Origin of the sequence: Citrobacter sp. Cpo071 (assembly GCF_030332765.1) — a bacterium.
Classification (GTDB): domain Bacteria; phylum Pseudomonadota; class Gammaproteobacteria; order Enterobacterales; family Enterobacteriaceae; genus Citrobacter; species Citrobacter portucalensis.
Map to the genome: position 1 here is coordinate 187,049 of NZ_JAOWHE010000079.1, position 25,011 is coordinate 212,059.

General features: G+C 53.0%; 22 protein-coding genes. 16 read left to right on the top strand and 6 right to left on the bottom strand.

The features are described 5' to 3' along the window. Window positions 1-5 precede the first annotated feature (5 nt). Complete coding sequence (gene sgrR / locus OGY09_RS11375; protein ID WP_032942355.1) at window positions 6-1,661, bottom strand: HTH-type transcriptional regulator SgrR; 1,656 nt, start codon at window positions 1,659-1,661, stop codon at window positions 6-8. A 99-nt stretch (window positions 1,662-1,760) separates the two neighbouring features. Here sgrR and sgrT point away from each other — a divergent pair, with 99 nt between their 5' ends. The 5 genes from sgrT to idnR all read left to right on the top strand — a co-directional run bounded on the left by sgrT (window position 1,761) and on the right by idnR (window position 6,635). Then, on the top strand, window positions 1,761-1,889 hold the full coding sequence (sgrT, locus tag OGY09_RS11380) for a glucose uptake inhibitor SgrT (protein WP_020996233.1): 129 nt from the start codon (window positions 1,761-1,763) through the stop codon (window positions 1,887-1,889). A 108-nt stretch (window positions 1,890-1,997) separates the two neighbouring features. Next, entirely contained in the window at window positions 1,998-3,176 is a 1,179-nt protein-coding gene (locus OGY09_RS11385) for a sugar efflux transporter (protein ID WP_003829576.1), read from the top strand. A 277-nt stretch (window positions 3,177-3,453) separates the two neighbouring features. Next, window positions 3,454-4,218 (top strand): gluconate 5-dehydrogenase, encoded by a 765-nt coding sequence (gene idnO, locus OGY09_RS11390; RefSeq protein ID WP_008786186.1) that lies wholly within the window; start codon window positions 3,454-3,456, stop codon window positions 4,216-4,218. Between the two features lie 58 nt (window positions 4,219-4,276). Continuing rightward, window positions 4,277-5,560: an MFS transporter gene (locus OGY09_RS11395; protein ID WP_032942356.1), complete on the top strand. Its 1,284-nt coding sequence runs from the start codon at window positions 4,277-4,279 to the stop codon at window positions 5,558-5,560. An 82-nt stretch (window positions 5,561-5,642) separates the two neighbouring features. Beyond that, a complete protein-coding gene (idnR, locus tag OGY09_RS11400) occupies window positions 5,643-6,635 on the top strand; it encodes a DNA-binding transcriptional regulator IdnR (protein ID WP_032944294.1) in 993 nt (330 codons plus the stop codon). 45 nt (window positions 6,636-6,680) lie between these two features. On the opposite strand, the gene leuD is transcribed toward idnR, so the two are convergent. From leuD to leuL, 5 genes are all read right to left on the bottom strand, one after another. Then, the gene (gene leuD / locus OGY09_RS11405; RefSeq protein WP_003829572.1) at window positions 6,681-7,286 is read right to left on the bottom strand and encodes a 3-isopropylmalate dehydratase small subunit; all 606 of its coding nucleotides are present in this window, start codon (window positions 7,284-7,286) and stop codon (window positions 6,681-6,683) included. A 10-nt stretch (window positions 7,287-7,296) separates the two neighbouring features. After that, window positions 7,297-8,697: a 3-isopropylmalate dehydratase large subunit gene (gene leuC, locus OGY09_RS11410; protein WP_032942358.1), complete on the bottom strand. Its 1,401-nt coding sequence runs from the start codon at window positions 8,695-8,697 to the stop codon at window positions 7,297-7,299. A 2-nt stretch (window positions 8,698-8,699) separates the two neighbouring features. Next, window positions 8,700-9,791: a 3-isopropylmalate dehydrogenase gene (gene leuB, locus OGY09_RS11415; RefSeq protein WP_003829570.1), complete on the bottom strand. Its 1,092-nt coding sequence runs from the start codon at window positions 9,789-9,791 to the stop codon at window positions 8,700-8,702. Continuing rightward, the gene (gene leuA / locus OGY09_RS11420) at window positions 9,791-11,362 is read right to left on the bottom strand and encodes a 2-isopropylmalate synthase (RefSeq protein WP_003829569.1); all 1,572 of its coding nucleotides are present in this window, start codon (window positions 11,360-11,362) and stop codon (window positions 9,791-9,793) included. The genes leuB and leuA overlap by 1 nt, the downstream gene beginning before the upstream one ends. 90 nt (window positions 11,363-11,452) lie before the next feature. Further along, on the bottom strand, window positions 11,453-11,539 hold the full coding sequence (leuL, locus tag OGY09_RS25285) for a leu operon leader peptide (RefSeq protein ID WP_122973771.1): 87 nt from the start codon (window positions 11,537-11,539) through the stop codon (window positions 11,453-11,455). 654 nt (window positions 11,540-12,193) lie between these two features. On the opposite strand from leuL, the gene leuO reads away from it, so the two are divergent. From leuO to mraY, 11 genes are all read left to right on the top strand, one after another. Then, on the top strand, window positions 12,194-13,141 hold the full coding sequence (gene leuO, locus OGY09_RS11425; RefSeq protein WP_020996231.1) for a transcriptional regulator LeuO: 948 nt from the start codon (window positions 12,194-12,196) through the stop codon (window positions 13,139-13,141). A gap of 318 nt (window positions 13,142-13,459) precedes the next feature. After that, on the top strand, window positions 13,460-15,184 hold the full coding sequence (gene ilvI / locus OGY09_RS11430) for an acetolactate synthase 3 large subunit (protein ID WP_020996230.1): 1,725 nt from the start codon (window positions 13,460-13,462) through the stop codon (window positions 15,182-15,184). 2 nt (window positions 15,185-15,186) lie between these two features. Then, window positions 15,187-15,678, top strand: coding sequence for an acetolactate synthase small subunit (ilvN, locus tag OGY09_RS11435; protein ID WP_003829566.1), 492 nt, complete (start codon window positions 15,187-15,189; stop codon window positions 15,676-15,678). 264 nt (window positions 15,679-15,942) lie between these two features. Next, on the top strand, window positions 15,943-16,947 hold the full coding sequence (gene cra, locus OGY09_RS11440) for a catabolite repressor/activator (RefSeq protein WP_003018794.1): 1,005 nt from the start codon (window positions 15,943-15,945) through the stop codon (window positions 16,945-16,947). A gap of 613 nt (window positions 16,948-17,560) precedes the next feature. Further along, window positions 17,561-18,019, top strand: a complete 459-nt coding sequence (gene mraZ, locus OGY09_RS11445) for a division/cell wall cluster transcriptional repressor MraZ (protein ID WP_003018792.1) — start codon at window positions 17,561-17,563, stop codon at window positions 18,017-18,019. Between the two features lies 1 nt (window position 18,020). After that, on the top strand, window positions 18,021-18,962 hold the full coding sequence (gene rsmH / locus OGY09_RS11450) for a 16S rRNA (cytosine(1402)-N(4))-methyltransferase RsmH (RefSeq protein ID WP_032942360.1): 942 nt from the start codon (window positions 18,021-18,023) through the stop codon (window positions 18,960-18,962). Next, entirely contained in the window at window positions 18,959-19,324 is a 366-nt protein-coding gene (gene ftsL / locus OGY09_RS11455; protein WP_000625651.1) for a cell division protein FtsL, read from the top strand. The genes rsmH and ftsL overlap by 4 nt, the downstream gene beginning before the upstream one ends. Before the next feature lie 15 nt (window positions 19,325-19,339). Next, window positions 19,340-21,106: a peptidoglycan glycosyltransferase FtsI gene (gene ftsI / locus OGY09_RS11460; RefSeq protein ID WP_003829538.1), complete on the top strand. Its 1,767-nt coding sequence runs from the start codon at window positions 19,340-19,342 to the stop codon at window positions 21,104-21,106. Further along, entirely contained in the window at window positions 21,093-22,580 is a 1,488-nt protein-coding gene (gene murE / locus OGY09_RS11465) for a UDP-N-acetylmuramoyl-L-alanyl-D-glutamate--2,6-diaminopimelate ligase (protein ID WP_032942362.1), read from the top strand. The genes ftsI and murE overlap by 14 nt, the downstream gene beginning before the upstream one ends. Continuing rightward, the gene (gene murF / locus OGY09_RS11470) at window positions 22,577-23,935 is read left to right on the top strand and encodes a UDP-N-acetylmuramoyl-tripeptide--D-alanyl-D-alanine ligase (protein ID WP_032942363.1); all 1,359 of its coding nucleotides are present in this window, start codon (window positions 22,577-22,579) and stop codon (window positions 23,933-23,935) included. Before murE ends, murF begins: the two co-directional genes overlap by 4 nt. Further along, window positions 23,929-25,011, top strand: a complete 1,083-nt coding sequence (gene mraY, locus OGY09_RS11475; RefSeq protein WP_003018774.1) for a phospho-N-acetylmuramoyl-pentapeptide-transferase — start codon at window positions 23,929-23,931, stop codon at window positions 25,009-25,011. The genes murF and mraY overlap by 7 nt, the downstream gene beginning before the upstream one ends.

The window sequence follows — 25,011 nt, forward strand, 5'->3', positions numbered from 1 at the left end:
AGCAATTAAGGATCCGGCGGCGCAAACCATGCCGATTTAAAATCAAACCAGCCGAGGGTATTCATGCGCAGCCCGCGCATGCTGCGCTGTCCCTGAATGATCAGCCAGTGGTGGATTAATGGCACAATGGCCTTTGTGGCGAGCAACTGTTGGCACCATGCTGCCAGGCTCATTTCGCCCGTTCGCCAGCGAGCCGCATCGTTTTCCCAGTCCCGCGAGATACAGTTTTGCAGCAAAGGGACTTCGCACAAATGGGCGAACAGTGAGAAGTCCAGCGGGAGGGTAAAGTTGGCGCTGTTGAGCCAGATATCGCTGACGATTTCACCTGCATGCCATTGATCGTAGTCGATCTCCTGAATATTCAACTGTACCTGATGCTGCGCCAGCAACGTTTTCATGATCTGCGCGATAATCCGGTGTTCGATATGATCGCGATAGTAGGTGATCGTCAGCGTTTCCAGCCCGGCGGGTTTTTCACCATGGCCAGGTTTGGCGTGATGCCAGCGGGGAAGCAAACCGTAGGCGGGAAACCACAACCGCTGGTACTGTTCATCGGCGTGGCAGATTAAATTCGTTGGCGAGAGAACGCGGCTTGCCCACTCGCGAACCTCCTGATTAGCGCCACGGTGGCTACGCGCATCAAACAACAGGTAGTAGCAACCTTCTTCGAGGCGGCTTTCGATCGCCTTTTCATCCTCTGTGGGACCTTTTAGCGTCAACCCGCCGCCAGGCTCTTCTCCGATGTCGGGTAATACCCAAACGTTCACTTCGTCGATCAAGGCACGGTAGCCAAAGTAATCATCAAACGCATGAATTTTCAATTGGTTACTGGTGTTCCGTATTACCGCATACGGACCAGTACCAATCGGGTGACTGGAGAAGTTGTTTAGCGTTTCCCATTCTCGCGGCAGGATCATGGCGGGGACCTGCCCCAATAGCCAGGGAAGCCAGCGATCGGGCTGGGCCAGATGGATATCCAACGTCCAGGCCGTGGGAGAAACTATTTGCGTGATGTGCGAATACAGCGGCAGAGCGTTAATGCGCCTCAGCGAGGCGATAACATCTTCCATTTCCAGCTCGCGGCCATGATGGAAATGGATCCCCGGGCGCAGGAAGAACCGCCAATGCAAAGGTGAAATTTGCTGCCAGTGATGAGCAATGTCCGCTTCCAGTTCCCCATTTTCCTCATTTACCCGAATTAAGGCACTGAAGATTTGCCGGGCGATATGGGTTTCGGAGCGGCGTAATGCCGTGCCGGGGAGCAGGTTGTGCATCGGGCGATAATAGAGAACGCGCATGATATGCCGACCCTGGCGAAAGCTGCGGCCCAAGTGGGAGACCAGCATTTGCCGTACGGCCGTTTTGTCACCGACAAGCTGCACTAGTTGATCGATGCGATCCTGTTCCAGTAGATCTTCCGCGCGCTGCTGCTGGAGCGCCAGCCCGGTATAGAGGAATGTCAGTCGCGAGCGTTTGCCTCGTCCAACTTCAGCTTCCCACGTTAACCAGCCACGATCCTGCATGGTATTAAGCAGCGTACGCATATGGCGGCGCGAGCAGCTCAGCAGATCCGCCAGCTCGTTGAGCGTCGTGTCTTGCGTCTTGCCGTCACAGCATTGCCACAGACGGATGAACTGTTGTTGCAAACGACCAGAAGACATAAAAGGGGAACTCCTGCGGAAAACTCAGCAATTTTATAATCCCTATATTAAGCCAATAATAGATTCCGATGAAGCGATGAGACAACGAAGGGGTCATCTATGCGTCAGTTCTGGTTGAAGTACTTTACCGCGACAGAAAAATCGTCCTGGTTGGCTTGCCTGAGTGCCCCGCAGCGCTTAAAGATGCTCGAAGAGCTGATGCAGTGGGAGATGACATCTGACTCCTGAATTGGAAATTGCAGACATCATGTGTGACTGAGTATTGGTGTAAAATCACCCGCCAGCAGATTTTTTCTGCTGGCTTTTTTCGTATCAGCCCAGCCAATAGGGATAACAATGCTCTGGATTATGACCATGGGACGGCGCCTCAACGGCGTTTACGCAGCATTTATGCTGGTCGCTTTTATGATGGGCGTGGCGGGGGCATTGCAGGCACCCACGCTGAGTCTGTTCCTGAGCCGTGAAGTCGGGGCGCAGCCATTTTGGGTCGGGCTGTTTTACACCGTCAATGCGATTGTCGGGATCGTCGTCAGCCTTGGCCTCGCGAAACGATCCGACAGCCAGGGCGATCGACGTAAGTTGATCATGTTCTGCTGCCTGATGGCAATTGGCAATGCGTTGCTGTTTGCCTTTAATCGTCACTATCTTACGCTGATCACCTGCGGTGTGCTGCTGGCCTCGCTGGCGAACACCGCCATGCCGCAGCTGTTTGCGCTGGCGCGGGAATATGCTGATAACTCCGCGCGTGAAGTGGTGATGTTTAGCTCGGTGATGCGTGCGCAGCTTTCATTGGCCTGGGTAATTGGCCCACCGCTGGCTTTTATGCTGGCGCTGAATTACGGCTTTACGGCGATGTTTTCCATTGCCGCAGGGATTTTTGCCATTAGCCTGGTGCTGATTGCGCTGATACTGCCGTCAGTTGCTCGGGTGGAGCAGCCTGTAGACGTGCCGCTGGAACAGACCGGCGGTTGGCAGGACAAAAATGTGCGTATGTTGTTTATTGCCTCCACGCTGATGTGGACCTGCAACACCATGTACATCATCGATATGCCGCTGTGGATAAGCCTCGAACTGGGCTTGCCGGACAAGCTGGCCGGGATTCTAATGGGGACGGCGGCTGGACTGGAAATTCCGGCGATGATTCTTGCGGGCTATTACGTGAAGCGCTTTGGCAAACGGCGAATGATGATCGCGGCCGTCGCGGCAGGCGTGCTGTTTTATCTTGGTTTGATCTTCTTTCACAGCCGTACGGCGCTGCTGGTGCTGCAACTGTTTAACGCGGTATTTATCGGTATTATCGCCGGGATAGGCATGCTGTGGTTTCAGGATCTGATGCCCGGACGTGCGGGCTCAGCGACCACATTATTTACCAACAGTATTTCAACGGGAGTCATTCTGGCAGGGGTGATTCAGGGGGCTGTTGCGCAAAGCTACGGTCACTATGCCGTCTATTGGGTGATTGCGGTGATTTCGGTGGTGACGCTGTGGATGACTGGTCGGGTGAAGGATGTTTAGTCCGGTGCAGTCCCGGCGTTGCAGTGCTCGACCGGACGACATTTCGTATTCGCTTTTGTCGTTTTTGTAGGCCGGATAAGGCGTTTACGCCGCCATCCGGCAACCTGTCCTTACGGCCTGATCGCGTTACGCTTATCAGGCTAATCCCTCTTTTTTTCATCTTGCACGTAAATGCAATGTTGATCACATAACGATCATTTTCCTCTTCCTGGTTCTTCTTTTTTCTACTGTTACGCGTATACAGTTACGCGTAACAGTAGAAAAAAAGGAGTTTTTTATGAAGAACCTATTCGACCTGACCGGTAAACGCGCGCTGATTACCGGTTCCGCTCAGGGCATTGGTAACCTGCTGGCCAACGGTCTGGCGGCGCACGGTGCTGAGATTGTGATTAACGATATTACCCAGCAGCGCGCTCAGGCGGCGGCGGACAAACTGGTTGCCGAAGGCTATCGCGCCGTTGGCTATGGATTTGATGTCACCAACGGGGAAGAGGTGGCGCGCGCCATCGCGCAAATTGAAAAGGAAGTTGGGGCCATTGATATTTTAATTAACAACGCCGGAATTCAGCGTCGTTTTCCCTTCACCGAATTCCCGGAGGCTGAATGGGACAAAGTGATTGATGTAAACCAGAAATCGGTCTTTCTGGTGTCGCAGCAGGTTTCCCGCTACATGGTGCAACGCCGCCGCGGGAAGATTATTAATATCTGCTCAATGCAAAGCGAATTAGGTCGTAAAACCATTACTCCATATGCGGCGTCAAAAGGCGCGGTCAAAATGTTAACCCGTGGCATGTGCGTGGAGCTGGCGGAATACAATATTCAGGTCAACGGCATTGCTCCCGGCTATTTCGCCACCGACATGACCACCGCGCTGGTCAACGATGAAGCATTCTCCGCCTGGCTGTTCCAGCGCACGCCCGCCGCTCGCTGGGGTAACCCGGAGGAGCTGATCGGCGCGGCGGTTTATCTTGCCGCGCCCGCTTCTGACTTTGTGAATGGGCATCTTCTGTTTGTGGACGGCGGCATGCTGGCCGCGGTCTGATCAATAATGGGCCGCAACGCGCGGCCTGAGCGATAAAACAATAATCCAAGGAGTGAGTATGAATATGCTCGCAAAACTGCCAGCGCGTCGCTGGTGGTATTTAATGCCGATTATTTTTATTACCTACAGCTTAGCTTATCTCGACCGCGCCAATTACGGCTTTGCCGCTGCCGCCGGTATTGAACATGACTTAGGGATTACTCAGGGAACAGCATCGTTAATTGGCGCGTTATTCTTCCTGGGCTATTTCTTTTTCCAGGTGCCGGGCGCGATGTACGCCGTTAAACATAGCGTGCGCAAAATGATTTTTTACAGCCTGATCCTTTGGGGGCTTTGTGCCGCGGCGACCGGCTTTGTCAGCAATATCCCAACGCTGATGGCGATCCGCTTTATTCTCGGCATCGTCGAAGCAGCGGTGATGCCCGCGATGCTGATTTATATCAGCAACTGGTTTACCAAAACTGAACGCTCGCGCGCCAACACCTTTTTAATTCTTGGCAACCCGGTCACAGTGCTGTGGATGTCGATAGTCTCCGGCTACCTGATTGAAGCCTGGGGCTGGCGCGAAATGTTTATTATCGAAGGTATCCCGGCGGTGATCTGGGCGTTCTGCTGGGTGATTCTGGTACGCGACAAACCGGCGGATGCGGGCTGGTTGAGCGAGCAGGAGAAACAGGCATTACAGCAGGCGATGGATCGCGAGCAGCGCGACATCAAACCGATGCGTAACTACGGTGAAGCGATGCGTTCACGCAGCGTCATTATGCTTTGCGCGGTGCATGCGCTGTGGAGCATCGGGGTGTATGGCTTCATGATGTGGATGCCGTCAATCCTCAAAAATGCGGCGCAGATGGACATCGTGGCGGTGGGCTGGCTGGCAGCGGTACCGTATCTGGCGGCGATCTGCCTGATGCTGACCGTCTCCTGGCTGTCCGATAAGTTCCAAAATCGTAAACTGTTTATCTGGCCGCTGCTGTTGATTGCCGCCATCGCGTTCTTTGCCTCGTGGCTGTTGGGCAACCAGTCCTTCTGGCTCTCCTACGCGCTGCTGGTTGTGGCCGCCGCCTGTATGTATGCGCCTTACGGGCCGTTCTTTGCGCTGATCCCCGAACTGCTGCCGCGCAACGTCTCCGGCGTGTCGATGGGGATGATCAACAGTTTTGGCGCGTTAGGGGCATTCCTCGGCGCGTGGCTGGTGGGTTACCTCAACGGCGTGACCGGCGGGCCGGGCTTTTCCTACACCTTCATGGCGATTGCTCTGCTGGCGTCGGTGGTGCTGATGTACTGCGTTCGTGCGCAAAATGAAACCACGTCGCCGTCGGCTGAGATGGCTACGCGTTAAGGTTGAGCGAGGAGTGCAGTCGCTAACCGGCTGTGATAAGGTTCTCTGCGAGCATAATGGGCTGTTGGTCGTAGAGAACCTCATGAAAAACAATCGGATGACATTACAGGATATCGCTAATCTGGCCGGGCTGAATAAGATGACGGTCAGCCGTTATCTGCGTGACCCAAATCAGGTGTCGCAACGCAGCCGCGAATTGATTTCGAAAGTGATGGAAGAGAACAACTACATCCCCAACCGCGCCCCGGAAATTCTGCTCAACGCACGCAGCAAAACCATTGGTGTGCTGATCCCCTCGTTTCGTAATCAGATCTTTGCCGACGTGCTGGCAGGGATTGAATCCGTCACCTCGGCCTGCCAGTACCAGACGCTGATCGCCAACTACGAATATGATGCCGAGCGTGAAGAACGCGAGGTGCTGAACCTGCTCTCTTACAATATCGACGGCCTGATCCTCACGGGAAAGCTGCATACCGAGCGAATGATCCAGTACGTGCGCGCCAGCGGCGTACCGGTGGCGGAACTGATGGATATTAGCGGCCAGTATCTTGATATACAGGTTGGGTTTGATAACGAAAAAGCCGCTTTTGAAATGACGCAGGCTTTTATCGACAGCGGTAAACGCAGCATTGCTTTCTTTGGCTCGATGGATGACCCCCGAGACCTTAGCCGTTTTCGCGGCACCGAGAAAGCGCTGGCGGCGCAGGGACTGGAAGCGTACCACCTGGCGCCAAAAACTATTTCGTCGGTGGCGCTGGGCCGCAAGATGTTCCAGCAGGCGATGGCGGAAAAGCCGGATATTGACGCTATTTTCTGTACCAACGATGACCTGGCGGTTGGCGCGCTGCTGGAGTGTCAGGCACAGCAGTACGATGTGCCGGGAAAAATGGCGATTGCCGGTTTCCACGGGCTGGAAATTGGCCGTGCGCGGCTGCAAAAAATCGCCAGCGTGATTACGCCACGCTTTGAGATTGGCAAAACGGCGGCGGATATTCTGATTAAGCGTTTGAACGGGAAAGATGCGCCGGGCAGCGTCAATCTTGGCTACCAAATCTATTACGGCGATACGCTGTAGGCGAAGAGAAAGGGCTGGCCACCGTGCGGTGACCAGCGGAAGAGATTACTGCATAAATGCTGGCTGCTTGTCTTCGTACTCGGTGATGGCCGCTTCATGCTGCAGCGTCAACCCGATGCTGTCCAGACCGTTCAGCATGCAGTGACGGCGGAAGTCGTCAATTTTAAAGCTGTAGGACTTATCGCCTGCTTTCACCACCTGCGCTTCCAGATCCACTTCAAATTTAATGCCCGGATTGGCTTTCACCAGCGCGAACATTTCATCTACCTGCGCGTCGCTCAGGGTCACCGGCAACAGTTGGTTATTGAAACTGTTGCCGTAGAAGATGTCGGCGAAGCTTGGTGCGATCACCACTTTAAAGCCGTAATCGGTCAGTGCCCACGGCGCATGTTCGCGTGAAGAGCCGCAGCCAAAGTTTTCCCGTGCGAGCAGAATTGATGCCCCTTTATATTCCGGGAAGTTTAAAACGAACTCAGGATTCGGCTGTTGGCCCTTTTCGTCCAGGAAACGCCAGTCGTTAAACAGATGGGCGCCAAAACCGGTGCGCGTAACCTTCTGCAAAAACTGTTTAGGGATAATTGCGTCGGTATCAACGTTGGCGGCATCCAGTGGGACAACCAGGCCGGTATGCTGGGTAAATTTCTCTGCCATGGTAGTTTCCTTATTTGATGCTGCGAATGTCGGCAAAATGACCGGTTACGGCGGCAGCGGCGGCCATGGCCGGGCTGACTAAATGCGTGCGACCACCGCGGCCCTGACGACCTTCAAAATTACGGTTGCTGGTGGATGCGCAGCGTTCGCCAGGGTTCAGGCGGTCATTGTTCATCGCCAGGCACATGGAACAGCCCGGTAAACGCCATTCAAAACCGGCTTCGATAAAGATCTTATCCAGACCTTCTGCTTCCGCCTGCGCTTTCACCGGACCAGAGCCCGGCACCACCAGTGCCTGCACGCCCGGCGCAACTTTGCGCCCTTTGGCGATTTCTGCCGCGGCGCGTAAATCTTCAATACGCGAGTTGGTGCAGGAACCGATGAACACTTTATCGATAGCCACTTCCGTTAACGGAATACCCGGTTTCAGCCCCATATACGCCAGCGCTTTTTCAGCTGATGCACGCTCAACGGGATCGGCAAATGACGCCGGGTCGGGAATATTATCGTTCACCGAGATGACCTGACCCGGGTTTGTTCCCCAGGTGACCTGCGGAGCGATCTCTTCTGCCTGCAGGGTAACGACGGTATCAAACGTCGCGTTGTCGTCGGTTTTCAGGGTTTTCCAGTATGTAACCGCGTGGTCAAAATCCTCGCCCTTCGGTGCGTGTAAACGACCCTGAACATAGTTAAAGGTCGTTTCATCCGGTGCGACCAGACCCGCTTTGGCGCCCATTTCAATGGCCATGTTGCACAGGGTCATCCGGCCTTCCATGCTCAATGCACGGATGGCTTCGCCACAAAACTCAACCACGTGTCCGGTTCCGCCTGCGCTACCGGTTTTACCGATAATCGCCAGCACGATATCTTTGGCGGTAATGCCAGCGGCTGCTTTACCGTTGACTTCAATCTTCATGGTTTTGGCGCGCCCCTGTTTCAGGGTCTGCGTCGCCAGAACGTGTTCAACTTCAGAGGTGCCAATGCCAAACGCCAGTGCGCCGAACGCGCCGTGTGTAGCGGTGTGGGAATCGCCGCAGACGATGGTCATACCCGGCAACGTCACGCCTTGTTCTGGCCCCATCACGTGAACGATACCCTGATACGGATGGTTCAGGTCGTACAGCTCGACGCCAAATTCGTTACAGTTCTTAATCAGCTCCTGCATCTGGATGCGCGCCATCTCACCCGACGCGTTGATGTCTTTGGTCTGGGTAGAGACGTTGTGGTCCATGGTGGCAAAGGTTTTACCTGGCTGGCGCACCTGACGGCCATGCGCGCGCAGACCATCAAACGCCTGCGGAGAGGTCACTTCATGCACCAGATGCCTGTCGATGTACAACAGTGGGGTTTCGTTTTGCGCCTCAAAGACGACGTGCGCATCAAACAATTTTTCGTACAACGTTTTGGCCATGATTACACCCCTTCTGCGACGTAACGGGCAATGATGTCGCCCATTTCATCGGTACTGACTGCGGCAGCGCCACGGGCTAAGTCACCGGTGCGAATGCCTTCTTCTAATGCGCGGTTGATGGCGCTCTCAATTGCGGTTGCCGCATCATTGGCATCCAGGCTGTAGCGCAGCAGCAGCGCCAGCGACAGGATCTGGGCGATAGGGTTGGCAATGTTTTTTCCGGCGATGTCCGGAGCGGAGCCGCCAGCAGGCTCGTACAAACCGAAGCCCTGCTCATTCAGGCTGGCGGACGGTAACATGCCCATTGAACCGGTGATCATGGCGCACTCATCAGACAGAATGTCACCAAACAGGTTAGAGCACAGCAACACGTCGAACTGGGATGGATCTTTAATTAATTGCATAGTCGCGTTGTCGATGTACATATGCGCCAGTTCAACGTCCGGGTATTCATTAGCAATTTCATTGACGATTTCGCGCCACAGAATAGACGTTTGCAGTACGTTAGCTTTATCAATCGACGTAACTTTACGGCGACGTTTGCGAGCGGATTCAAACGCGATACGCGCAATACGTTCGATCTCGAAACGGTGATAAACCTCGGTATCAAAGGCTTTTTCATGTTGTCCGCTGCCTTCGCGGCCTTTTGGTTGACCGAAGTAAATCCCGCCAGTCAGTTCGCGTACGCACAGGATGTCGAAACCGTTCGCGGCAATATCTGCGCGCAGAGGGCAAAACGCTTCTAGCCCCTGGTAGAGCTTAGCCGGGCGCAGGTTGCTGAATAATTTGAAGTGCTTACGCAATGGCAGCAGTGCGCCACGCTCTGGCTGCTGGTTTGGCGGCAGGTTTTCCCATTTCGGGCCGCCAACGGAGCCAAACAAAATGGCGTCAGCTTGTTCACAGCCTTCAACCGTTGCAGGTGGCAGCGGCTGACCGTGGTTATCGATCGCGGCACCACCCACGTCGTAGTGGCTGGTGGTAATGCGCATGTTAAAACGGTTACGGATTGCGTCCAGTACCTTCAGGGCTTGCGCCATCACTTCCGGGCCAATACCGTCACCCGGCAAAACAGCAATATGATAATTCTTCGACATCACACGGTTTCCTTGTTGTTCTCGTTGTTCTGAGCTTTGCGTTGCAATTCTTTTTCGACTTCTTCGGCGCGCCAGATGTTGTTCAGCACATGCACCATCGCTTTAGCAGAAGATTCGACGATATCCGTCGCCAGACCGACGCCGTGGAAACGACGACCGTTATAGTTGGCAACGATATCCACCTGACCCAGCGCATCTTTACCGTGCCCTTTGGCGGTCAGGCTGTATTTCACCAGTTCGATGTTGTACTCAGTTACACGGTTGATGGCCTGATAAATAGCATCGACCGGACCGTTACCGTTCGCCGCTTCGGCTTTAACTTCTTCACCGCAGGCCAGCTTGACGGAGGCGGTGGCGATGTCGTTTGAGCCGGACTGCACGCTGAAGTAATCCAGACGGAAATGCTCTGGTTCTTCCTGCTGTTTATTAATGAAGGCCAGCGCTTCCAGGTCGTAATCAAATACCTGACCTTTTTTATCCGCCAGTTTCAGGAATGCGTCATACAGGTTGTCCAGGCTGTATTCATTTTCTTTATATCCCATCTCATCCATACGGTGTTTCACCGCGGCGCGTCCGGAACGGGAGGTCAGGTTCAGCTGTACCTGGTTCAGACCAATGGATTCAGGCGTCATGATTTCGTAGTTTTCACGGTTTTTCAGTACGCCGTCCTGATGGATGCCGGAGGAGTGGGCAAAGGCGCCGCTACCGACAATGGCTTTGTTTGCCGGAATTGGCATGTTGCAGATTTGGCTGACTAACTGACTGGTACGCCAGATCTCCTGGTGATTGATGCGGGTCTGTACATTCAGGATATCTTTACGCACCTTGATCGCCATGATCACTTCTTCCAGTGAGCAGTTACCGGCGCGTTCGCCGATACCGTTCATCGCGCCTTCCACCTGACGCGCTCCGGCGTGAACGGCTGCCAGCGCGTTGCCGACGCCCAAACCTAAATCATCATGGGTGTGTACGGAGATGATGGCTTTATCGATATTTGGTACGCGTTCATACAGGCCAGAAATGATTGCCCCAAATTCGAAAGGCATGGTGTAACCGACGGTATCGGGGATGTTAATGGTTTTAGCACCCGCGTTAATGGCAGCTTCAACCACGCGAGCCAGATCGGCGATAGGGGTACGGCCTGCATCTTCGCAGGAGAACTCCACGTCATCGGTATAATTACGCGCACGCTTAACCATGTAGACCGCGCGCTCAATGACCTCATCCAGCGTACTGCGTAATTTCGTCGCGATGTGCATCGGCGAGGTGGCGATAAACGTATGAATACGGAAAGCTTCAGCGACTTTCAGCGATTCTGCTGCGACGTCGATATCTTTTTCTACGCAGCGTGCTAAGGCGCAAACGCGGCTGTTTTTAACCTGACGAGCAATGGTCTGAACTGACTCAAAGTCGCCCGGTGAAGAAACGGGGAAACCTACTTCCATCACGTCAACGCCCATACGCTCAAGGGCCAGCGCAATCTGCAGTTTTTCTTTCACACTCAGGCTTGCCTGTAACGCCTGTTCACCATCGCGTAAGGTGGTATCGAAAATAATGACTTGCTGGCTCATGGTTTAGGTCCTTGGTTTCTTAGGGCGCCTTGCTTCGAGCATAAAAAAACCCGCGCAACGGCGCGGGTTTTTGTCTTAACTGGAGCTGACTTAATGCTGAATGTCGTCCACCAGTCTACCGCGCAATAAAGATGCGTTTAGTAGTAGTAGACCGTTAAAACGAGCAATGTAAGTCATCAATTAAGCTCCAGGCGAATGCGATATGCTTTTAGTGGTACTGGATATGAAGACTGATGTCAACCCTCACCCCTGCAAATGCCTTACTTGAGGGGAGAAGTTTCTGCAAAACTTAAGCGAATTGTGCTGAATTTTGCGGAGTACATAAAATTAATCAGTTGATGGTTGTACATACTTTTCATGGTTTGACATATTTGAGCATAATTATTTGCATTTATTGTAACGGCGAACTGAAGAAAAGGCCGCTCTTGGGATTTCATATCTTTATGATTTGACTGTTTTTATAGTAATCGTGAATGGCTATGTGCGGTATGACTCCACATAATTGATAAATTAATGTTAACTTTTAATGTATTAATAATATAAACATTTAATTAAAACTTAAATACGTATTCACGATACGTATGATTGTATATTCGCCATGCTTATGGTTATATTGTTTTTGAAATTTAAACATATGAATCACCGTGCAGTGACACCTGCCACACTGCGCTCGCATTGGTTTTTTGTTCATTTAGGTTTGTGCCTTTATGTTTTCCTAATTTTAATGTTTTTTCTTTTTCTCATCTTATATGTATGGTAAATCATATTAACGGAGATTATTTCTTCACTCCGTCTGGGAAAAGGGAGTTTAGAGTGACAGTGGAGTTAAATATGCCAGAAGTAAAAATAATAGATAAAACAAATATTATAGATATGGGGAAGCCACAGCTTCGCATGGTTGATCTTAATTTATTAACCGTCTTTGATGCGGTGATGCAAGAACAAAACATTACCCGTGCCGCGCATACTTTGGGGATGTCCCAACCCGCTGTCAGTAATGCGGTCGCGCGCCTGAAAGTGATGTTTAATGATGAGCTTTTTGTTCGTTATGGACGCGGTATCCAGCCGACAGCAAGAGCCTTCCAGCTATTTGGTTCTGTTCGCCAGGCATTGCAATTAGTGCAAAATGAACTGCCTGGATCGGGTTTTGAGCCAGCCAGCAGCGAGCGCGTATTCAATCTTTGCGTATGCAGCCCATTGGATAATATTCTGACGTCGTTGATTTATAATCGGGTTGAGCAAGTAGCGCCAAACATTCATGTCGTATTTAAATCTTCACTCAATCAAAATACAGAGCATCAATTACGTTACCAGGAAACAGAATTCGTTATTAGCTATGAAGAATTCCGTCGTCCTGAATTTACCAGTATTCCGTTATTCAATGACGAAATGGTGTTAGTCGCAAGTAAAAAGCATCCGCGCATTAGTGGTCCGTTACTGGAAAGCGATGTCTATAATGAACAGCATGCGGTGGTGTCACTTGATCGCTTCGCATCATTCAGCCAACCATGGTATGACACACCGGATAAACAATCCTGCGTAGCTTATCAGGGCATGGCATTAATTAGCGTTCTTAATATTGTGTCGCAAACGCATTTGGTCTCTATTGCGCCGCGTTGGTTAGCAGAAGAATTTGCCGATTCTTTAGAACTACAGATCTTACCTTTACCGTTAAAATTGAACAGCCGCACATGCTATCTTTCCTGGCATGAAGCCGCGGGCCGGGATAAAGGACATCAATGGATGGAAGAGCTGTTAGTCTCCGTTTGTAAGCAGTAGCACTCGGCAGAGTAAACCGGACAATACATCCTGTTTATTCTGCTTTTGTCTTTATAACTGAAATTTTATGCTGAACTCTATTTTTTACGTCTGTCCAAAAGTGTCAAAAAATAGAGTAATTGCTGTAAGTTCCCATTTTTAAGCGATTATTTATCATACTGATTGCTTATGCTGGTTTAATTCTCCGTTTATTCGCGTCTTTCCTCCTTTTTATTCTTATTTACTCCAGTGACACCCCTTCGGAGTCAATTGCCATGCGTCATCGTCAGCGGTTAATGTGTTGTTAAACCGTAATTCATTATAAGAGTGAGGCAAGCCATGGAGATGTTGTCTGGAGCCGAGATGGTCGTCCGATCGCTCATCGATCAGGGTGTGAAGCAGGTATTCGGTTATCCCGGGGGGGCCGTCCTCGATATTTATGATGCGCTGCATACGGTCGGCGGTATTGATCATGTGCTGGTCCGCCATGAACAAGCGGCGGTACATATGGCTGATGGCCTTGCGCGTGCCACGGGAGAAGTGGGGGTCGTATTAGTTACCTCCGGACCGGGGGCGACCAACGCGATTACCGGAATCGCAACGGCTTACATGGATTCCATTCCGCTGGTGATCCTCTCCGGACAGGTCGCAACGTCGCTGATTGGCTACGATGCCTTCCAGGAGTGCGACATGGTAGGTATATCCCGCCCGGTGGTAAAACACAGCTTCCTGGTCAAACAAACGGAAGATATCCCACAGGTGCTGAAAAAAGCCTTCTGGCTGGCAGCAAGCGGTCGTCCTGGGCCGGTGGTGGTGGATTTGCCGAAGGATATTCTGAATCCGGCGAAGAAACTGCCTTATAGCTGGCCGGACTCGGTGAGTATGCGCTCGTATAATCCGACGACGACGGGGCACAAAGGACAGATCAAACGGGCGCTACAGACGCTGGTTGCGGCGAAGAAACCGGTTGTCTATGTGGGCGGTGGCGCGGTCAATGCTGCTTGCCATGAGCAGTTAGCTCAGATTGCTGAAGCGCTGAATCTGCCGGTTGTATCCTCGCTAATGGGGTTGGGCGCGTTTCCGGCCACGCATCGTCAGGCGCTGGGCATGTTAGGGATGCACGGTACCTACGAAGCGAATATGACCATGCATCATTCCGATGTGATCTTTGCTGTCGGCGTTCGCTTTGACGATCGAACGACAAATAACCTGGCAAAATACTGTCCGAATGCGACCGTGCTGCATATCGACATCGACCCGACCTCTATTTCTAAAACCGTTACTGCGGATATTCCGATTGTGGGTGATGCCCGTCTGGTGCTGGATCAAATGCTCGAACTGCTGGAGCAAGAGAAATCACAGCAGCCACTGGATGATAACCGTGACTGGTGGCAACAGATTGAGCACTGGCGCGCCCGTCAGTGTCTGAAATACGACACGCAAAGCGAAAGCATTAAGCCGCAGGCGGTGATTGAAACCATCTGGCGTCTGACGAAAGGGGAAGCGTATGTGACCTCTGACGTTGGCCAGCATCAGATGTTTGCCGCACTTTATTATCCGTTCGATAAACCGCGTCGCTGGATTAACTCAGGCGGCCTCGGCACGATGGGATTCGGTTTACCTGCGGCGTTAGGGGTGAAAATGGCATTGCCGGATGAAACGGTAGTGTGCGTCACCGGGGATGGCAGCATTCAGATGAACATCCAGGAGCTGTCGACGGCGCTGCAGTATGAACTGCCGGTGCTGGTGCTCAACCTTAACAACCGTTATCTCGGCATGGTCAAACAATGGCAGGACATGATCTACTCCGGGCGTCACTCCCAGTCTTACATGCAGTCGCTGCCCGATTTTGTGCGCCTTGCTGAGGCTTATGGGCATATCGGTATCCAGATTAATCATCCAGATGAACTGGAGAGCAAGCTGGGTGAAGCGCTGGAGCATGTGCGTAACCATCGCCTGGTGTTTGTCGACGTCACCGTCGACGGCAGTGAGCATGTCTACCCGATGCAGATTCGTGGGGGCGGGATGGATGAAATGTGGCTAAGCAAAACGGAGAGGACCTGATTATGCGCCGGATATTATCAGTATTGCTGGAAAATGAGTCGGGTGCATTGTCGCGGGTGATTGGCCTCTTCGCCCAGCGTGGATACAACATTGAAAGCCTGACCGTCGCGCCGACCGACGACCCCACCTTATCGCGGATGACGATTCAGACGGTAGGGGATGAGAAAGTCCTTGAGCAGATCGAAAAGCAGCTCCACAAACTGGTGGATGTTCTGCGCGTTAGCGAGCTGGGGCAGGGTGCCCATGTTGAACGAGAAATCATGCTGGTGAAAATCCAGGCCAGCGGTTATGGCCGGGAGGAGGTGAAACGCAACACGGAGATTTTCCGCGGGCAAATCATCGACGTGACGCCGTCTATCTACACCGTACAACTGGCGGGCACCAGCGACAAGCTGGATGCGTTTCTGGCAACCTTGCGTGAAGTCGCCAAAATTGTGGAAGTTGCTCGTTCCGGTGTGGTGGGACTCTCCCGTGGCGATAAAATTATGCGCTAATCGTCAACCGTAGGCCTGGTAAGCAAAGCGCTATCAGGCCTCATCGTGGAGGTCATGCCGGATAGCGGCATAAACGCCTTATCCTGCCTGCAGGTAACGAACCCGCTTTCGCTGATGCTACCTGCTGCGCTTTTTTTTGCGAAATCAGCAGTAACCAGAGACAAAAGCGGTTGCCGCAGTCATTATTCTGCGCTTAGATGTTAAGAAGTTTAACCCATGCCATCTAAAAGGTTATGGTTTGTACATTTTACGCAAGGGGCAATTGTGAAACTGGATGAAATCGCTCGGTTGGCCGGCGTTTCGCGAACGACTGCAAGCTACGTTATTAATGGCAAAGCAAAGCAATATCGCGTAAGCGACAAAACGGTTGAAAAAGTCATGGCGGTGGTGCGTGAGCATAATTACCACCCGAATGCCGTGGCGGCCGGGCTGCGTGCTGGACGCACACGTTCTATCGGGCTGGTGATCCCGGATCTTGAGAACACAAGCTATACCCGGATCGCAAACTATCTGGAACGCCAGGCGCGTCAGCGTGGGTATCAGCTGTTGATTGCCTGCTCTGAAGATCAGCCGGATAACGAAATGCGCTGTATTGAGCATCTTTTACAGCGCCAGGTCGATGCCATTATTGTGTCGACTTCATTGCCGCCTGAGCATCCGTTCTACCAACGCTGGGCAAACAGTTCATTCCCGATTGTGGCGCTGGACCGTGCACTGGACCGCGAACATTTTACCAGCGTTGTGGGTGCGGATCAGGATGATGCGGAAATGCTGGCAGAGGAGTTACGCAAATTCCCTGCTGAAACCGTTCTCTATCTGGGCGCGCTTCCTGAATTATCCGTCAGTTTCCTGCGCGAGCAGGGTTTTCGTACCGCGTGGAAGGACGATCCGCGTGAAGTCCATTTCCTGTACGCCAACAGCTATGAGCGGGAAGCGGCTGCGCAGCTGTTTGATAAATGGCTGGAAACGCACCCAATGCCTCAGGCGTTGTTTACCACGTCGTTTGCCCTGTTGCAGGGCGTGATGGATGTGACCCTGCGTCGTGATGGGCAACTGCCGTCTGATTTAGCGATTGCGACTTTTGGCGATCACGAACTGCTCGACTTCCTGCAGTGCCCGGTACTGGCAGTGGCACAGCGCCATCGTGATGTCGCGGAACGCGTGCTGGAGATTGTACTGGCAAGTCTGGACGAACCGCGTAAACCAAAACCAGGTTTAACGCGTATACGGCGTAATCTGTACCGTCGCGGTATTCTCAGCCGTAACTAAGTTTCCTCAATTGATGACGTCGGCGGGATAAGCCCCTGACGTCTTCAATTTTTCTATTCTCAGAAATAACCGCATTATATTTAAGAATATTCTTTAGAATTATCTGAAATTCATTCTTGAAATACCCCGAATTAAAAATGCAACTATCCATTTTTGGGTTATTGATACGTAACGACGCGTTACGCTTGTATTATTTTGTTACATGCATGTATGGATTTGCCGAATTAACAAACACTTTGCTCTCGTATTGCGGCCATCTGGTGCTTTCCTCGGCTCTGCGCGGCGTACAGACCGATTAACTGGTACTGTTAACTCGCTGCATATTGTCCTAAAATGCCGCTCGCGTCGCAAACTGACACTTTATATTTTCTTTGGATGATATTCAGTTGTTTTAAACAATGATGAGTTGTTGGATTTTTTTCTTACAAATATTCATGACGTTAATTTGCTTCGTTTGCTGTACGGAATTTGTTCAACGCTGATATTAGCCGTAAACAATGGGTTTTTTGCTCCGCTAAGCGCCGCGACTTGCTTGACAAGGTTTTCCTCCGCTCCGTAAACTCCTTTAAGTGGGAATTTGTGGGATAAAGTGGTAATTGGGGGTGAGACTGGCATGTTCCGGGGAGCAACGTTAGTTAATCTCGACAGTAAAGGGCGCTTATCCGTGCCTACCCGTTATCGGGATCAACTGCTTGAGAGCGCTACCGGTCAAATGGTTTGCACCATTGACATCCATCACCCGTGCCTGCTGCTGTACCCCCTGCCTGAATGGGAAATAATCGAGCAGAAGCTATCGCGTCTGTCGAGCATGAATCCAGTTGAGCGTCGCGTACAGCGCTTATTGTTGGGTCATGCCAGCGAATGTCAGATGGATAACGCTGGTCGATTACTGATAGCACCCATTCTGCGGCAACACGCAGGGCTAACGAAAGAAGTGATGCTGGTTGGGCAGTTCAATAAGTTTGAGCTGTGGGATGAAACGACCTGGTATCAACAGGTCAAGGAAGATATCGACGCTGAGCAGTCTGTTACTGGCGCGTTGTCGGAACGATTGCAGGATTTGTCTCTATAAAATGACGGAAAATTATAAACATACAACGGTGTTGCTGGATGAAGCCGTAAACGGCCTGAATATTCGTCCAGACGGCATCTACATTGACGGGACATTTGGTCGCGGTGGTCACTCACGTCTGATCCTCTCCCAGCTTGGCGAAGAGGGACGTTTACTGGCAATCGATCGCGATCCGCAGGCTATTGCTGTTGCAAAAACGATTACCGATCCCCGTTTCTCCATCGTACATGGACCTTTCTCTGCGCTGACTGACTATGTCGCCGAGCGTGGACTGACCGGTAAGATCGACGGGATTCTTCTCGATCTCGGCGTTTCTTCACCGCAGCTCGATGACGCAGAGCGCGGTTTCTCGTTTATGCGTGACGGTCCGTTAGATATGCGTATGGACCCAACACGCGGTCAGTCAGCGGCCGAATGGCTGCAAACCGCCGATGAAGCAGACATTGCCTGGGTGATTAAAACCTTTGGCGAAGAGCGCTTCGGCAAACGCATTGCGCGCGCCATCGTGGAGCGCAACCGCATCGAACCGATGACCCGCACCAAAGAGCTGGCGGAAGTTATTGCAGCGGCAATGCCGGTGAAGGACAAATTCAAACATCCCGCGACCCGTACCTTCCAGGCGGTGCGCATTTGGGTGAACAGTGAACTGGAGGAGATAGAGCAGGCGCTAAAAAGCTCGCTCAGCGTGCTGGCTCCAGGTGGTCGCCTTTCGATCATCAGTTTCCATTCGCTTGAAGACCGCATTGTGAAACGCTTTATGCGTGAACAAAGCCGTGGTCCTCAGGTACCGGCTGGAATACCGATGACCGAAGCGCAGATCAAAAAGCTGGGCGGCCGTGAGTTAAGAGCACTAGGCAAGATGATGCCGGGTGAAGAAGAGGTAGCTGAGAATCCTCGTGCCCGTAGTTCAGTTCTGCGTATTGCAGAGAGGACGAACGCATGATCAGCAGAGTGACAGAAGCCCTCAGCAAAGTTAAAGGATCGATAGGAAGCAACGAGCGCCATGCCTTGCCTGGCGTGATCGGTGACGATCTTTTGCGGTTTGGGAAGCTGCCACTCTGCCTGTTCATTTGCATTATTTTGACGGCGGTTACCGTCGTGACAACAGCACACCATACGCGCTTACTGACTGCGCAGCGTGAGCAGCTGGTTCTGGAGCGAGATGCGCTGGATATCGAATGGCGCAACTTGATCCTTGAGGAGAACGCGCTCGGCGACCATAGCCGTGTTGAACGGATCGCAACGGAAAAGCTGCAAATGCAGCATGTCGATCCCTCACAAGAAAATATCGTAGTACAAAAATAAGGATAAACGCGACGCATGAAAGCAGCGGCAAAAACGCACAAACCAAAACGCCAGGAAGAACAAGCCAACTTTATCAGTTGGCGTTTTGCGTTACTGTGCGGCTGTATTTTGCTGGCACTGGGTTTTCTGCTGGGGCGCGTTGCCTGGCTGCAAATCATCGCGCCGGACATGCTGGTGCGTCAGGGTGATATGCGCTCTCTACGCGTCCAGGAAGTGTCTACATCACGCGGAATGATTACCGACCGCTCTGGTCGCCCGCTGGCGGTGAGCGTTCCGGTTAAAGCGATATGGGCCGACCCGAAAGAAGTACATGATGCAGGCGGCGTGAGCGTTGGCGAACGCTGGAGAGCGCTGTCAACCGCGCTGAATCTCCCGCTCGATCAACTGGCTTCCCGCATTAACGCCAACCCGAAAGGGCGCTTCATCTATCTGGCGCGTCAGGTAAACCCTGACATGGCCGACTACATCAAGAAACTGAAGCTGCCAGGTATCCACCTGCGCGAAGAATCCCGCCGTTACTATCCTTCCGGAGAAGTGACTGCTCACCTCATCGGATTTACTAACGTCGACAGCCAGGGGATTGAAGGCGTTGAGAAGAGCTTCGATAAGTGGCTCACCGGACAACCTGGCGAACGTATTGTACGTAAAGACCGTTATGGCCGCGTCATTGAAGATATCTCCTCTACCGACAGCCAGGCGGCGCATAACCTCGCGTTGAGCATTGATGAGCGTTTACAGGCACTGGTCTACCGTGAACTGAATAACGCCGTGGCGTTCAACAAGGCGGAGTCAGGCAGTGCGGTACTGGTGGATGTAAACACCGGTGAAGTGCTGGCCATGGCCAACAGTCCGTCCTACAACCCGAACAATCTCACCGGTACGCCAAAAGACGCGATGCGTAACCGTACCATCACCGACGTGTTTGAACCGGGTTCTACCGTTAAACCGATGGTGGTGATGACCGCGCTGCAGCGTGGAGTGGTACGCGAAAATACCGTCCTTAACACTATCCCTTACCGAATTAATGGTCACGAAATCAAAGACGTGGCGCGTTATAGCGAATTAACCCTCACCGGGGTTTTGCAGAAGTCGAGTAACGTCGGTGTTTCCAAGCTGGCGTTAGCGATGCCGTCCTCAGCGTTAGTAGATACTTACTCACGTTTTGGGCTGGGAAAAGCGACCAATTTGGGGTTGGTCGGAGAACGCAGTGGCTTATATCCTCAAAAACAACGGTGGTCTGACATAGAGAGGGCCACCTTCTCTTTCGGCTACGGGCTAATGGTAACGCCGTTACAGTTAGCGCGAGTCTATGCAACGATCGGCAGCTACGGCGTTTATCGTCCACTGTCGATTACCAAAGTTGACCCTCCTGTTCCGGGTGAGCGTATCTTCCCGGAAGATACCGTGCGTACCGTCGTGCATATGATGGAAAGCGTGGCGCTGCCGGGCGGCGGCGGCGTGAAGGCGGCGATTAAAGGCTATCGCATCGCTATTAAAACCGGTACAGCGAAAAAAGTAGGGCCGGATGGCCGCTACATCAACAAATACATTGCTTATACCGCAGGCGTTGCGCCTGCGAGTCAGCCGCGCTTCGCGCTGGTTGTTGTTATCAACGATCCGCAGGCGGGTAAATACTACGGTGGCGCCGTTTCCGCGCCGGTCTTTGGTGCCATCATGGGCGGCGTACTGCGCACCATGAACATCGAGCCGGATGCGCTGACAACGGGCGATAAAAATGAATTTGTGAATAATCAAGGCGAGGCAACAGGTGGCAGATCGTAATTTGCGCGACCTTCTTGCTCCATGGGTGCCGGGTGCACCGGAGCGAGCACTGCGGGAGATGACGCTTGACAGCCGTGTGGCTGCATCAGGCGATCTCTTTGTCGCAGTATTGGGTCATCAGGCGGACGGGCGTCGGTATATCCCGCAGGCGATAGCGCAAGGTGTGGCTGCCATTATTGCAGAAGCAAAAGATGAAGCTACTGATGGTGAAATCCGTGAAATGCATGGTGTTCCGGTCATCTATCTCAGTCAGCTTAACGAACGTTTATCTGCACTGGCGGGCCGTTTTTACCACGAGCCTTCTGAGAAAATGCGTCTGGTCGGCGTAACCGGGACTAACGGTAAAACCACCACCACCCAATTGCTGGCCCAGTGGAGCCAACTGCTTGGCGAAACCAGCGCGGTAATGGGAACAGTAGGCAATGGCCTGCTGGGCAAAGTGATCCCGACGGAAAATACCACCGGTTCAGCCGTTGATGTCCAGCATGTGCTGGCGGGGCTGGCTGCGCAGGGCGCAACGGTTGGCGCGATGGAAGTCTCTTCACACGGCCTGGTTCAGCATCGCGTGGCGGCGCTGAAGTTTGCCGCATCAGTATTTACTAACTTAAGCCGCGACCATCTCGACTACCACGGCGACATGGAACATTACGAAGCCGCGAAATGGCTGCTGTATTCCACGCACCATTGCGGTCAGGCCATCGTCAATGCGGATGATGAAGTCGGTCGTCGCTGGCTGGCGAAACTCCCGGATGCGGTTGCCGTTTCGATGGGAGACCACATCAACCCGAACTGTCATGGTCGTTGGTTAAAAGCGGTTGACGTGAAGTATCACGACAGTGGGGCAACGATTCGTTTTACCTCCTCATGGGGCGACGGCGAAATTGAAAGCCGCCTGATGGGGGCGTTTAACGTCAGCAATCTTCTGCTGGCGCTGGCAACGCTGTTGGCACTGGGCTATCCGTTAGCTGATTTACTGAAAACGGCGACACAATTGCAGCCGGTTTGCGGACGTATGGAAGTATTCAGCGCGCCGGGTAAAACCACCGTGGTGGTTGATTACGCTCATACGCCAGATGCGCTGGAAAAAGCGCTGCAGGCGGCACGTCTGCACTGTACTGGCAAACTGTGGTGCGTCTTTGGCTGCGGCGGCGATCGCGATAAAGGCAAACGTCCGTTGATGGGCGCAATCGCTGAGCAGTTTGCAGATGTTGTCGTGGTGACTGATGACAACCCGCGTACCGAAGAGCCGCGCGCCATTATTAACGACATTCTGGCGGGTATGCTGGATGCCGGACAGGCGAAGGTGATGGAAGGGCGCGCAGAAGCCGTGACAAACGCCATTATGCAGGCGAAAGAAAACGACGTGGTGCTGGTGGCCGGGAAAGGTCACGAAGATTACCAGATCGTCGGCTCGCAGCGTCTCGACTATTCTGACCGCGTGACCGCAGCGCGTCTGCTGGGGGTTATCGCATGATTAGCGTAACGCTCAGCCAACTGGCGGAGATCCTCCGTGGCGAACTGAAAGGGGCCGATCTGACCCTTGATGCCGTAACAACCGATACGCGTAAAGTGACGCCGGGCTGCCTGTTTGTGGCGCTGAAAGGCGAACGCTTTGATGCCCATGATTTTGCAGACAAAGCGCAAGAGAGCGGGGCGGGTGCGCTGCTGGTCAGCCGCCCGTTGGACACCAACCTGCCGCAGCTGATTGTTAAAGATACGCGTCTGGCGTTTGGTGAACTGGCGGCGTGGGTTCGCGCTCAGGTTCCGGCGCGCGTTGTCGCGCTGACCGGCTCATCCGGTAAAACGTCCGTCAAAGAGATGACGGCTGCTATTCTGAGCCAGTGTGGTAACACCCTATATACCGCGGGCAATCTGAATAACGACATCGGCGTACCGATGACGCTGCTGCGCTTAAACAACGATTACGACTATGCCGTGATTGAGCTCGGCGCCAACCATCAGGGCGAAATCGCCTGGACCGTCGGCCTGACGCGTCCGGAAGCGGCGCTGGTGAACAATCTGGCCGCCGCGCACCTGGAAGGTTTCGGCTCTCTGGCGGGCGTTGCGAAGGCAAAAGGTGAGATTTTTACCGGCCTGTCTGAGAATGGTATCGCCATTATGAATGCCGACAACAACGACTGGTTGAACTGGCAAAGCATCATCGGCGAACGCAAAGTCTGGCGCTTCTCCCCGAATGCGGCCAACAGCGACTTTTCGGCAACCAACGTTCATGTGACCTCGCATGGTACAGAATTTTCTCTGCAAACGCCGACCGGGAGCATTGATGTCCTGCTGCCGTTACCGGGTCGCCACAATATCGCTAACGCCCTTGCGGCGGCGGCGCTTTCTATGGCGGTAGGCGCGACGCACGAGGCGATCAAAGCGGGTTTGAAGGATCTGCAAGCGGTACCGGGACGTCTGTTCCCGATTCAACTCGCAGAAAATCAGCTGCTGCTGGATGACTCCTATAACGCGAACGTCGGTTCGATGACCGCAGCGGTGCAGGTGCTGTCTGAAATGCCGGGCTATCGCGTACTGGTCGTTGGCGATATGGCAGAGCTTGGCGCAGAAAGTGAAGCATGCCATGTACAGGTAGGTGTTGCTGCGAAAGCAGCAGGTATCGACCGTGTACTGAGTACAGGAAAACTGAGTCAGGCAATTAGCGACGCCAGCGGCGTTGGCGAACATTTTGCGGATAAAAGCGCGCTGGCCGCGCATCTTAAAGCATTGATTGCAGAACATCAGGTCATGACGATTTTAGTGAAGGGTTCACGTAGTGCCGCCATGGAAGAGGTAGTACGCGCATTACAGGAGAATGGGACATGTTAGTTTGGCTGGCCGAACATTTGGTCAAATATTATTCCGGCTTTAACGTCTTTTCCTATCTGACGTTTCGCGCCATCGTCAGCCTGCTGACCGCGCTGTTCATCTCTTTGTGGATGGGCCCGCGCATGATTGCCCGCTTGCAAAAAATGTCCTTTGGACAGGTCGTACGTAACGACGGCCCGGAATCGCACTTCAGTAAACGCGGTACGCCAACCATGGGCGGGATCATGATCCTCACCGCGATTGTTATCTCCGTTCTGTTGTGGGCATATCCGTCGAACCCGTACGTATGGTGCGTGCTGGTGGTATTGATTGGCTACGGCATTATCGGTTTTGTCGATGACTACCGCAAAGTGGTGCGTAAAGATACCAAGGGGCTGATTGCCCGCTGGAAGTACTTCTGGATGTCGGTGATTGCGCTGGGTGTAGCCTTTGCGCTGTACCTCGCCGGTAAAGATACCCCGGCTACCGAGCTGGTGGTGCCGTTCTTTAAAGATGTCATGCCGCAATTGGGGCTGTTCTACGTGCTGCTGGCGTACTTCGTTATTGTGGGTACTGGCAATGCGGTAAACCTCACCGATGGCCTGGACGGTCTGGCGATTATGCCGACCGTGTTCGTGGCCGCAGGTTTTGCGCTGGTGGCATGGGCTACAGGTAACATGAACTTTGCCAACTACCTGCACATTCCCTATTTACGCCATGCCGGCGAACTGGTGATCGTCTGTACGGCGATTGTCGGTGCGGGGTTAGGCTTCCTGTGGTTTAACACCTATCCGGCGCAGGTCTTTATGGGCGACGTCGGTTCTCTGGCGCTGGGCGGCGCGCTGGGCATTATTGCCGTGCTGCTGCGTCAGGAATTCCTGCTGGTAATTATGGGCGGCGTATTTGTTGTGGAAACGCTGTCGGTCATTCTGCAGGTTGGCTCCTTTAAGCTGCGCGGACAGCGCATCTTCCGTATGGCGCCGATTCACCATCACTATGAACTGAAAGGCTGGCCGGAACCGCGCGTAATTGTGCGCTTCTGGATTATTTCGCTGATGCTGGTGCTGATTGGCCTGGCAACGCTGAAGGTACGTTAA

Excerpts from the sequence above, each read along its gene's own strand:
- leuC (WP_032942358.1), bottom strand. The coding sequence starts at position 8,697 with ATGGCCAAAACGTTGTACGAAAAATTGTTTGATGCGCACGTCGTCTTT.
- sgrR (WP_032942355.1), bottom strand. The coding sequence starts at position 1,661 with ATGTCTTCTGGTCGTTTGCAACAACAGTTCATCCGTCTGTGGCAATGC.
- mraY (WP_003018774.1), top strand. The coding sequence starts at position 23,929 with ATGTTAGTTTGGCTGGCCGAACATTTGGTCAAATATTATTCCGGCTTT.
- leuO (WP_020996231.1), top strand. The coding sequence starts at position 12,194 with ATGCCAGAAGTAAAAATAATAGATAAAACAAATATTATAGATATGGGG.
- leuA (WP_003829569.1), bottom strand. The coding sequence starts at position 11,362 with ATGAGCCAGCAAGTCATTATTTTCGATACCACCTTACGCGATGGTGAA.
- idnR (WP_032944294.1), top strand. The coding sequence starts at position 5,643 with ATGAAAAACAATCGGATGACATTACAGGATATCGCTAATCTGGCCGGG.
- ilvI (WP_020996230.1), top strand. The coding sequence starts at position 13,460 with ATGGAGATGTTGTCTGGAGCCGAGATGGTCGTCCGATCGCTCATCGAT.
- ftsL (WP_000625651.1), top strand. The coding sequence starts at position 18,959 with ATGATCAGCAGAGTGACAGAAGCCCTCAGCAAAGTTAAAGGATCGATA.
- OGY09_RS11385 (WP_003829576.1), top strand. The coding sequence starts at position 1,998 with ATGCTCTGGATTATGACCATGGGACGGCGCCTCAACGGCGTTTACGCA.
- murF (WP_032942363.1), top strand. The coding sequence starts at position 22,577 with ATGATTAGCGTAACGCTCAGCCAACTGGCGGAGATCCTCCGTGGCGAA.
- leuB (WP_003829570.1), bottom strand. The coding sequence starts at position 9,791 with ATGTCGAAGAATTATCATATTGCTGTTTTGCCGGGTGACGGTATTGGC.
- ilvN (WP_003829566.1), top strand. The coding sequence starts at position 15,187 with ATGCGCCGGATATTATCAGTATTGCTGGAAAATGAGTCGGGTGCATTG.
- ftsI (WP_003829538.1), top strand. The coding sequence starts at position 19,340 with ATGAAAGCAGCGGCAAAAACGCACAAACCAAAACGCCAGGAAGAACAA.
- leuL (WP_122973771.1), bottom strand. The coding sequence starts at position 11,539 with ATGACTTACATTGCTCGTTTTAACGGTCTACTACTACTAAACGCATCT.
- OGY09_RS11395 (WP_032942356.1), top strand. The coding sequence starts at position 4,277 with ATGAATATGCTCGCAAAACTGCCAGCGCGTCGCTGGTGGTATTTAATG.
- sgrT (WP_020996233.1), top strand. The coding sequence starts at position 1,761 with ATGCGTCAGTTCTGGTTGAAGTACTTTACCGCGACAGAAAAATCGTCC.
- mraZ (WP_003018792.1), top strand. The coding sequence starts at position 17,561 with ATGTTCCGGGGAGCAACGTTAGTTAATCTCGACAGTAAAGGGCGCTTA.
- idnO (WP_008786186.1), top strand. The coding sequence starts at position 3,454 with ATGAAGAACCTATTCGACCTGACCGGTAAACGCGCGCTGATTACCGGT.
- leuD (WP_003829572.1), bottom strand. The coding sequence starts at position 7,286 with ATGGCAGAGAAATTTACCCAGCATACCGGCCTGGTTGTCCCACTGGAT.
- rsmH (WP_032942360.1), top strand. The coding sequence starts at position 18,021 with ATGACGGAAAATTATAAACATACAACGGTGTTGCTGGATGAAGCCGTA.